This window comes from Moorena sp., from assembly GCF_982860115.1.
Genome location: NZ_CEYLVT010000275.1, coordinates 1 through 8,843, shown reverse-complemented (window position 1 = coordinate 8,843; position 8,843 = coordinate 1). Strand labels below are relative to the sequence as shown.

The following is an 8,843-nucleotide window of genomic DNA, read 5'->3' as shown; positions in this document are numbered from 1 at the left end:
GGAATGGGCATCTTGGTGGAATGGGCATCTTGGTGGAATGGGCATCTTGCCCGTTATCAATAATGCAAGTAGAATGGGCATCTTGCCCGTTATCAATATTTTCGCTACCCGATTCTGTCAGTCTCCGATCAATCCCGATTCCCTTCTTTGAACAGAAAACCCCAACTAAGTGCCACCCTTTGTAGCAGGCTCCTTGCTGGGGTTTCTCTTACGGAATCATATTTGTCAAAAAAGTCTTACAAGGGAAAGAGGTCGGTGGCGTGGTAACCGAGACCGGTGAAGTAGCCAGGGTTTCCGGTCAATAAATTGGCTGCCAATCGACCGCCCACCGCCGATAAAAAAGACTTTTAACATAAGGTCGATGTTTTGCTATGCTATTGGTTAGATTTGTCTAACGAACGCCGCCCCACCGCCCACGACGACGACGCGGCCACCCGACCCAACCACACAGCACCCCTTCTGCCACCCCCCCCCGGAGAAACACAAAACACGCCCCGGTCCCCGCGATGCCAGCCATCGTTGGTAAGCTTCCACCGACGCGAATCTTATTCCCCCTACTACCTTTTTTTGGTCGTCAAGTGACAACTTGAGGAGGTCTGTTTCTTGGCTTGGTCTGGTTTCTAGATCATGGATCAGGATCTTTTCTTTCATGCTATTGCTTTGCTTTACACTCCAAATCAGCTTGGTGTAATCTGTGCTCCGCAACAAGAGTAATGGGAAAAGGGTGGGGTGTCAAATGAGTTAATTCTTGTTTATACGGGAGTCGGGAGTCGGGAGTCGGGATGCGTTCGCGAAGCGTGACCAAAGGTCAATCGCATAGAATCGGAAATCGGGAGTCGGGAGTCGGGAATCGGAACCCACCCCTAACCCCTCCCAGGAGGGGAACGGGAATCGGGAATCGGGAAATCGTTAGAATCTCTAGCCTTGAAACAATAGTTGCACCCAAGCCGTAATAGCTTGGGTGTGGCTTTTCATATGCCTGCCAGGCATTTTATATAGCGCTATACATAAAGGTTTTGAGATTGATACAAGCAGCACAAGCTTTTCTACTCAACTATTGCCTATTGCCTATTGCCTTTCCCGTAGCCCTATATACAAGAGCGGCAGCTACTTGGGAAAAATCTTAACAAAAATGTAAACTTTGTTTTCGCTATGTTACATTAAATTTAATACTTTCTTAAGCATTCTTACCTAGAGGATTAATAAACTACATGGCGGAACCAACCCATCTGGCTCAGCTTGAGCAGGGTCTAAAACTCTGGAATCAATGGAGAGACAATCATCCCACACTGATCCCTGACCTGATGGAGGTAGACCTGAGTGGGAAAAACCTCAATGGTTTCAATCTCTTTCAAGCAGAGCTAATGGGAGCTAACTTGAGTGGGTCATTGCTGATTTATACTGACCTGACTGAGGCTTGTGTAGTTGGGGCAATTTTTGATAAAGCTATTCTTCGTCACGCTTACTTGAATCGAGCGAAGCTTACCCGTACATCCTTCCAAAGAGCAGACCTGAGTATGACATCTTTGGAAGAGGCTAACCTAATTAGGGTTAACTTTTCTCTGGCAGACCTTGAGGGAGCTAATTTGTATAGAACTAATCTGATTGCTGTGAATTTCACCAAAGCCAATCTCAGTAGGGTCAACTTCACTGAAGCGGTGATGACTGGGGCTAATCTCAATGAAGCTAAGCTGATTGGTAGTAATTTTGATAACGCTAATTTAACCGGAGCAGATCTGGTTAAGGCGAATCTGAAAGGGGCTAACCTTAGTCAAGCTAATCTTAGTTATTCCAACCTCAGAGAAGCTAACCTGAGTGAAACCAACCTCAGAAAAGCGAATCTTACCGGAGCTGATTTAACTCATGCCAACCTTCACGGGGCTAATCTGATTGAAGCGGAACTTGATGGGGTGATATTAAATACGAGTATTTAGTTAGATGGGAAAGGGAATAGGGAGTAGGGAGTAGGGAGATGGGGAGATGGGGAGATGGGGAGATGGGGAGATTGGGGGAGATGTTTATTAAGGGTAATTGTCATAACATGATCTAACAGCAGGGTAGGGTGGGGAGGATAAATGCGATTGACCTTGGCCAAAAGGCCACGCTACGCGAATGGTCACGCGGGGCGCGTTCGCTTCTGAGCTGATAGCTGATAGCTGATGGCTGATAACTGATAACTGATAACTGATAGCTGATGGCTGATGGCTGATAGCTGATAGCTGATAACTGATAGCTGATAACTGATAACTGATAACTAATAGCTAATAGCGGATAGCTTACGCTCTAGTGCAGAAGTGCTTTATAAAAAATATTTCCATGGGCTTGTCGAGTCTTGATTAAGTCGGCTTTGATCAGAATATCCGCACTCACATTCTGCATAAATTGCTAATGATCAATTTTCAGCTGCCATGGTCTGATCACGGCCATACCTCTGAATCTTCTGTGAATAGAAAACACTGTAATGGTTCAATAGGTCAATTTAAAAAAATCAGACAGGGTGCTTTAGGTAGTCTCTTTGTGACTTTGTTTTGGGCAATTACTGCACCAGTTTTTGCCGCTGAGTATCTCACTCTACGCTTGGGACCATTTGAGCAATCTGTCGCTATCAAGGAATTAGAAAAGTTTGCTGAGACAGGGGAGTTATCACGAGCACTGCAACCCTATGGAGATATCCTAACGCCAGAGATCCGGAAGATTTTGACCAATAGCCTCAAACTCAACCCTAAGACCACAGAAACCTTTATCAATGACCTTCTCCTCTCCAGCGATGGGGCACGGTTGTTGGAAAGACTAGGCTTAGCACTCCCCGATAGTAGTTTAGAGCAATTAAAAGCTGCGCTGTTGTTAGGAGCAAGGCAAGTTAATGGTTTAAGTGTGCTGAGTTTCTTACGGGCTTACCCAGGAGAAAAGATCACTTTGGATGCTTCGTCTGCGGTTGGCATTGCCCTACAGCTTAATGCCTCCTATTGGAAGAGTTTGGCAGTTGGTCCAATTTTAGAGCAAGATTTGGCTGTTGCGGACGCTGCCACCTTCCGCCCTAAATTTGACCCTGCTAGTCCCGGTCCCCAATTGGTTAAACAGCGTAAACTAAGGCTAAGAGACCGACAACGGGAACGTACGATTATTGTAGATCTATACTGGGCTGAGGATACCACTGGACCTTTGGTAGTTCTCTCCCACGGATTTGCTGCAGACCGCAAATTTCTGAGATATTTAGCACGCCATCTAGCGTCTCATGGTCTTACTGTTGCTTCCCTAGAGCATCCTGGCAGCAACTTTACCAGGATTAACAGTTTGTCAGCACCTGGTAAACTTGGGGATTTGTTACCTCCGGGGGAGTTTATTGACCGCCCGAAAGATGTCAGCTTTCTACTGGATGAGTTGGCTGACATCAATCAGAGATATTCTACCATGCTTGGGAAACTGAATACTCAACACGTTACCATTATTGGTCATTCCTTGGGGGGCTACACGGCTTTAGCGTTGGCTGGGGGAAAACTCGATTTAGAGGAACTGCGACGGTTTTGTAAAAATCGCTCTCCTGTGGGCAGATCCCCAGCAGATTGGTTCCAATGTGCAGCGGCTGATTTACCAGAAGACCAGGTTAATCTTACTGATCAGCGAGTGGTGCAAGCGATCGCATTGAATAGCGTAACCGGGCGTTTGTTTGGTACTAAGGGTTTGCGTCATGTTACTGTACCAACCTTAATGTTAACCGGTACCGAGGATGCCATTACACCAGCCCTAGACCATCAGTTACGGTCTTTTAATCAGTTGGGGGGTTCTAAGTATTTGATTAGCGCCATTGGTGGCACTCACCTCAGTGTGACTGACCCGAAGAATCTTAACGATGCGATCGCTAGAAGTACGTTAGTCAAAGAGGTGGTTGGGGAGGATGCCCATAGCCTACGGCAACTGGTCAAAGGTGTAAGTTTAGCGTTTATTATGCAGCTAACTCCAGATGCTCAACGCTATGAACCATTTTTAACCCCAGCCTACGCTCAATCTCTGTCGAGTCCCAAAATTTCCTTGCGTCTGAGTACAAAATTACCTGCTACCATGGCAACTTGGTTTCAAGTTCTATCCGTGGGAAATCAGCAGGTTGCTATCAACTTTAAGGATGTTAATTCTGGGTCGATCAGCTCAAGTAAATTCTATTTTTATCCTAACACTAAATTGATGACACCGAATAGTTTTTGCATTGAACAGCTGAATCAATTGTTCACTAAACTTGTGAACAATTACCGCGAAAAAGCAAGTCGAATCAGTTAAGCTATTTAGTTTTAGGGAGTAGGGAGTGTGGGGAGATGGGGAGATGGGGAGATGGGGAGATGGGGAGATGGGGAGTGAGATCAGTTTTCCCGATTCCCGATTCCCGATTCCCGATTCCCTTAATTAATTGGTAGTTTAGGATTATAAACTTTTGTAACTTATGGCCAATATGGCAAGACTTTTCTCTTAGCTATGGGAGAAGTTGATATAAACAATCAATAGAAATAAATTGGATATATCGCTATTATGGAAATCTCTGATTTAGGTTTCGTCGAAAGCTTAGAAAGTGACAGTTCTGTCTCTGACAGTAGTGATCAGAAAATGGCTGATGTTGTCGGTGGTAAAAGTCGCACGATTAGTTGGCCTCATAATGACGAACCGCAGCAGGAGCCTATGACAATTGTGAGCATACCCATAGAATTACCGTATTGTCCTCTTTACTTATTTCCTGATGGCACTATCGGGCATAAGTGTTTTGATACTGATGATAGTCATTAGTCACTAAACCCAGCCAACCACATTTTTGATTTGATATACCGCCAGCTCCCGGTCTATATGTTTCTTGGCTTTAAGAATCGGAGTGTTAGGACTTTTGTACCAGCGCTGGGAGCGGAAACAAAAACCATTGGCTGTTATTACTTCCCAACTATAGCGAGTGCGATCAATCAATAACCAGATTTCATAGGAGTGATAGGTCTGTCGGGGAAATTTAAGAATACCAATTTCTAGCAGAATGCTCATGCGCATCCGCGATCGCTCTATACGTTTGAGTAATTCCAGAAAACACAACGCTGCTCGTTTAGCTGCCTCATGAGTGGGGTAACGGTAGCGATCGCGGGGTTCAAATTTGAAGTCTCGACTACTAAGGCGGAAATGAAACTTGCCTGAAGCATCTTCGACATATATCACACTCCAAGGAGTTTTCGGGTACTGTACACAAAAACCTGGAGCTATTAATTTAAGCGCAGTTGCCATCCTTATCCCTTTGGGTAAACCCTTGCTGAGAGGATCTTAACCAAATTTTTCTCGATCACCAACAGAGGGTTGGGGTCAATGAGCCTGACCGAAGGTCATTACCCATTCCGATTAGCGATTATTCTCAATCATTCCACAATTGGGCCACGCCCTTTTATGCGTGTGAGAAGTCAATATCATCCTGGCCATAGGCTTGCCAAGCCAAGTCTACTAAGCCATCAACAATAGCAGCAGCAACTACCGCAGAACCCTTACGACCATCAATCCGAATGTGGGGAATTAAAGAATCCGTCAACCGAGATTTAGCCACATCCACCTCCACAAATCCCGCAGGTACCCCAATCACCAAGGCTGGTCGAATTTCCTCTGCCTCAATCAACTCCACCAATACTGTTAAAGCTGTCTGAGCTTGACCAATAACAAAAATTCCTTCCGGATAGCGTCTAGCTAAGGTTTGCATCCCCCAGGCTGCCTTAGTCTTTTCTTTTTGGGGACGAGTGAGGGTTTCCATGCTGCAATACACTGGATTAGCAAAGGTATCTTGAATGTGGGGAGTGATCCCTACTTGTACCATTGGCACATCCACTACAATTGTGCTACGAGCAGCTAGAGCTGCTGCTCCTGCTTGTAATGCCCGCTCAGAAAAATGAATCAGAGACTTATACTCAAAGTCGGCTGTGGCATAAATCACCCGCCGCACAATCTCGTATTCTGCTGGTGAAAAGACATGCTCGCCGATTTCACGGTCAATAATTGCCAGACTTTGAGCATCAGTTATATGCCATTCCATGAGGACTCTTCAGACAAACCGGTTGTGATTATTTTGACATTATTCTGGTTGCTCTAGTGGTTTTCATATTAGGGAACAGGGAATCGGGAATCGGGAATCGGGAATCGGGAATCGGGAATCGGGAACAGGCAATAGGCATGCTAGCAATAGCGATGCAGCGCGGTCTTGGCGAGCCAGTGCCGCCAAAGGGGGTTACCCCGGAGACGAAACCTTAGACAGTTGAGCCTTTATGGTTGCTAGGCTATGCAGAAAAGGGGTAAAACTTATTGATTAGCGATGCAGCGCCGCCAAAGGGGGTTTCCCCCACTCGCGCTTTGCATGGCTGACAAGGCTCAACTGTCTTACGGTAACTTCTAACCATGAGCAACTGGCGTGGTTTCCCCCACTCGCGCTTTGCATCAAGACGGCAATAGGCATGCTAGCAATAGGCAATAGGGAAAACTGATCTGAGTCCCCATCTCCCCGCGCCCCCACCCCATCTCCCCGACTCCCGACTCCCGACTCCCGACTCCCGACTCCCGACGCCCGACTGCCTGTAACTAAAAATTAAGAATAATTGCAATTTGATTCAGATTCTCTTATCTCCCTAATCGATATGTTTAGCTTGGCAAGAGGATTTGGGGAATTAGATACCAGGGAAAGAACACTTATCCCTAAGGATAGTTATTACCTCGGAGTTCTGAGAAAATCTAAATCACGCTTGGGTCTTAAGGCTGAAGGCTGAAGGCTGAAGGCTGAAACCATCTTGTTTGGTGAGTAACAAATCTATAAAATTGTTACATTTTTGATGATTGATGCTTGATGTTTGATGCTTAATGCTTAATTTTTGATGATTGATGCTTGATGATTGATGCTTAATGCTTAATCTTTTAACAAGGGAGAATAGGATATGAAATTGGCTTACTGGATGTATGCAGGTCCTGCCCACATTGGCACACTGCGCGTTGCGAGTTCTTTTAAGAATGTCCATGCTATTATGCATGCCCCCCTAGGGGATGACTACTTCAACGTGATGCGCTCCATGCTAGAGCGAGAGCGGGACTACACTCCGGTAACTGCTAGTATTGTTGACCGGAACGTGCTAGCACGGGGTTCTCAGGAAAAAGTGGTAGACAACATCACCCGCAAGGATCAGGAGGTAAATCCTGATCTGATTGTGCTGACCCCCACCTGCACCTCCAGTATCCTACAAGAAGACCTGGAGAACTTCGTAAACCGGGCTCAGATGGATGCCAAGGCTGATGTGATGTTGGCAGATGTCAACCACTACCGGGTCAATGAATTGCAAGCGGCTGACCGCACCCTAGATCAAATTGTTCAGTTCTACCTCAACAAAGCCCGCAAGAAGGGTGAGTTGCCAGAGGGCAAAACCGCAAAGCCCTCGGTGAACATCATTGGTATTTCTACCCTTGGCTTCCACAATCAACACGATTGTACTGAACTCAAGCGGCTGATGGCTGATTTGGGTATTGAAGTTAACGAAGTCATCCCAGAGGGAGCGTCTGTCCACAACCTGAAAAATTTACCTCGGGCTTGGTTTAACCTGTTGCCTTATCGGGAAATTGGCTTGATGAGTGCCCGTTACCTGGAAGAACAATTCGGGATGCCCTATGTCGATATTGCTCCTTTGGGTGTGGTAGAAACTGCCCGTTGTATCCGTAAGATTCAGGAAATTGTCAATGGTCAAGGTGCTAATGTCGATTACGAAGAGTACATCGACAACCAAACCCTGTACGTTTCTCAAGCTGCCTGGTTCTCTCGTTCCATCGACTGCCAAAACTTGACCGGTAAGAAGGCTGTGGTTTTCGGAGATAATACCCACGCTGCGGCTATGACCAAGATTCTGGCACGGGAGATGGGTATTCATGTGGTGCTGGCTGGTACCTACTGCAAGTATGATGCGGACTGGTTCAAGGAGCAGGTGAGCGAATACTGTGATGAGATCCTGATCAGTGATGATAATGGTCAAATTGGGGATGCGATCGCACGGATTGAACCTGCTGCGATTTTCGGTACCCAAATGGAACGGCACGTTGGTAAGCGATTGAACATTCCTTGTGGTGTGATTGCTGCTCCAATTCATATCCAAAACTTCCCCATCGGTTATCGTCCCTTCATGGGTTACGAAGGTACTAACCAAATTGCTGATTTGGTCTACAATTCCTTCACCTTGGGTATGGAAGACCACTTGTTGGAAATCTTTGGTGGTCATGATACCAAGGAAGTGATTACCAAGGGTATCTCTGCTGATTCTGACCTGAACTGGAGTAAGGACGCTAAAGCAGAACTGAATAAGGTGCCTGGTTTTGTTCGGGGTAAAGTAAAGCGCAATACTGAGAAGTTTGCTCGTGACCGTGGCTTTAGTGAAATCACTCTTGAAGTGATGTATGCCGCTAAGGAAGCTGTAGGGGCTTGAGGTGATAGAGATTTAACCTGTATCAGGGGAGATGGGGAGAAACGGGAGATGGGGAATCAGATCAGTTTTCCCGATTCCCGATTCCCGATTCCCGTTCCCCTCCTGGGAGGGTTTAGGGGGTGGGGTGTGGGGTGTGGGGCATAAGAAAGCGATGCAGAGGTGCGACCCGTGGCGAATTTAATAATTAGATGCGGAAAGCTCACCATTACCGACCTGCGGGGGAAACCCCCACTCGCGCTTGGGTACAAGACAATGATGATTGAAGAGCGATGCAGCGCGGTCTTGGGGGAAACCCCCGCAGGTCGGCGCTGCATCGCTTGTCTGTACCCCCACACCCCACACCCTACACCCCACCCCCTACACCCCACACCTCACGTCTTTGTTAAAAAC

At 46.6% G+C, this 8,843-nt stretch carries 7 protein-coding genes; 4 read left to right on the top strand and 3 right to left on the bottom strand.

Going from position 1 to position 8,843, the window contains the following annotated elements; all coding sequences use genetic code 11:
• Window positions 1-1,211 precede the first annotated feature (1,211 nt).
• From AC4II3_RS28870 to AC4II3_RS28860, 3 genes are all read left to right on the top strand, one after another.
• Window positions 1,212-1,934, top strand: a complete 723-nt coding sequence (locus tag AC4II3_RS28870) for a pentapeptide repeat-containing protein (RefSeq protein WP_488016911.1) — start codon at window positions 1,212-1,214, stop codon at window positions 1,932-1,934.
• A gap of 454 nt (window positions 1,935-2,388) precedes the next feature.
• Complete coding sequence (locus tag AC4II3_RS28865; protein WP_488016909.1) at window positions 2,389-4,272, top strand: alpha/beta hydrolase; 1,884 nt, start codon at window positions 2,389-2,391, stop codon at window positions 4,270-4,272.
• A 246-nt stretch (window positions 4,273-4,518) separates the two neighbouring features.
• Complete coding sequence (locus tag AC4II3_RS28860) at window positions 4,519-4,770, top strand: hypothetical protein (protein ID WP_488017311.1); 252 nt, start codon at window positions 4,519-4,521, stop codon at window positions 4,768-4,770.
• A 3-nt stretch (window positions 4,771-4,773) separates the two neighbouring features.
• On the opposite strand, the gene AC4II3_RS28855 is transcribed toward AC4II3_RS28860, so the two are convergent.
• The 3 genes from AC4II3_RS28855 to AC4II3_RS28845 all read right to left on the bottom strand — a co-directional run bounded on the left by AC4II3_RS28855 (window position 4,774) and on the right by AC4II3_RS28845 (window position 6,223).
• Window positions 4,774-5,247, bottom strand: a complete 474-nt coding sequence (locus tag AC4II3_RS28855; RefSeq protein ID WP_488017313.1) for a hypothetical protein — start codon at window positions 5,245-5,247, stop codon at window positions 4,774-4,776.
• A gap of 154 nt (window positions 5,248-5,401) precedes the next feature.
• Window positions 5,402-6,037 carry a precorrin-8X methylmutase gene (locus AC4II3_RS28850; protein ID WP_008178322.1) on the bottom strand — a complete coding sequence of 212 codons (636 nt, stop codon included), beginning with the start codon at window positions 6,035-6,037 and terminating at the stop codon, window positions 5,402-5,404.
• Window positions 6,038-6,100: 63 nt separating this feature from the next.
• A complete protein-coding gene (locus AC4II3_RS28845) occupies window positions 6,101-6,223 on the bottom strand; it encodes a hypothetical protein (protein ID WP_488017315.1) in 123 nt (40 codons plus the stop codon).
• 703 nt (window positions 6,224-6,926) lie between these two features.
• Here AC4II3_RS28845 and bchB point away from each other — a divergent pair.
• Window positions 6,927-8,453 carry a ferredoxin:protochlorophyllide reductase (ATP-dependent) subunit B gene (gene bchB / locus AC4II3_RS28840; RefSeq protein WP_488029543.1) on the top strand — a complete coding sequence of 509 codons (1,527 nt, stop codon included), beginning with the start codon at window positions 6,927-6,929 and terminating at the stop codon, window positions 8,451-8,453.
• Window positions 8,454-8,843 lie beyond the last annotated feature (390 nt).

Excerpts from the sequence above, each read along its gene's own strand:
- AC4II3_RS28865 (WP_488016909.1), top strand. The coding sequence starts at position 2,389 with ATGATCAATTTTCAGCTGCCATGGTCTGATCACGGCCATACCTCTGAA.
- AC4II3_RS28870 (WP_488016911.1), top strand. The coding sequence starts at position 1,212 with ATGGCGGAACCAACCCATCTGGCTCAGCTTGAGCAGGGTCTAAAACTC.
- AC4II3_RS28850 (WP_008178322.1), bottom strand. The coding sequence starts at position 6,037 with ATGGAATGGCATATAACTGATGCTCAAAGTCTGGCAATTATTGACCGT.
- bchB (WP_488029543.1), top strand. The coding sequence starts at position 6,927 with ATGAAATTGGCTTACTGGATGTATGCAGGTCCTGCCCACATTGGCACA.
- AC4II3_RS28860 (WP_488017311.1), top strand. The coding sequence starts at position 4,519 with ATGGAAATCTCTGATTTAGGTTTCGTCGAAAGCTTAGAAAGTGACAGT.
- AC4II3_RS28855 (WP_488017313.1), bottom strand. The coding sequence starts at position 5,247 with ATGGCAACTGCGCTTAAATTAATAGCTCCAGGTTTTTGTGTACAGTAC.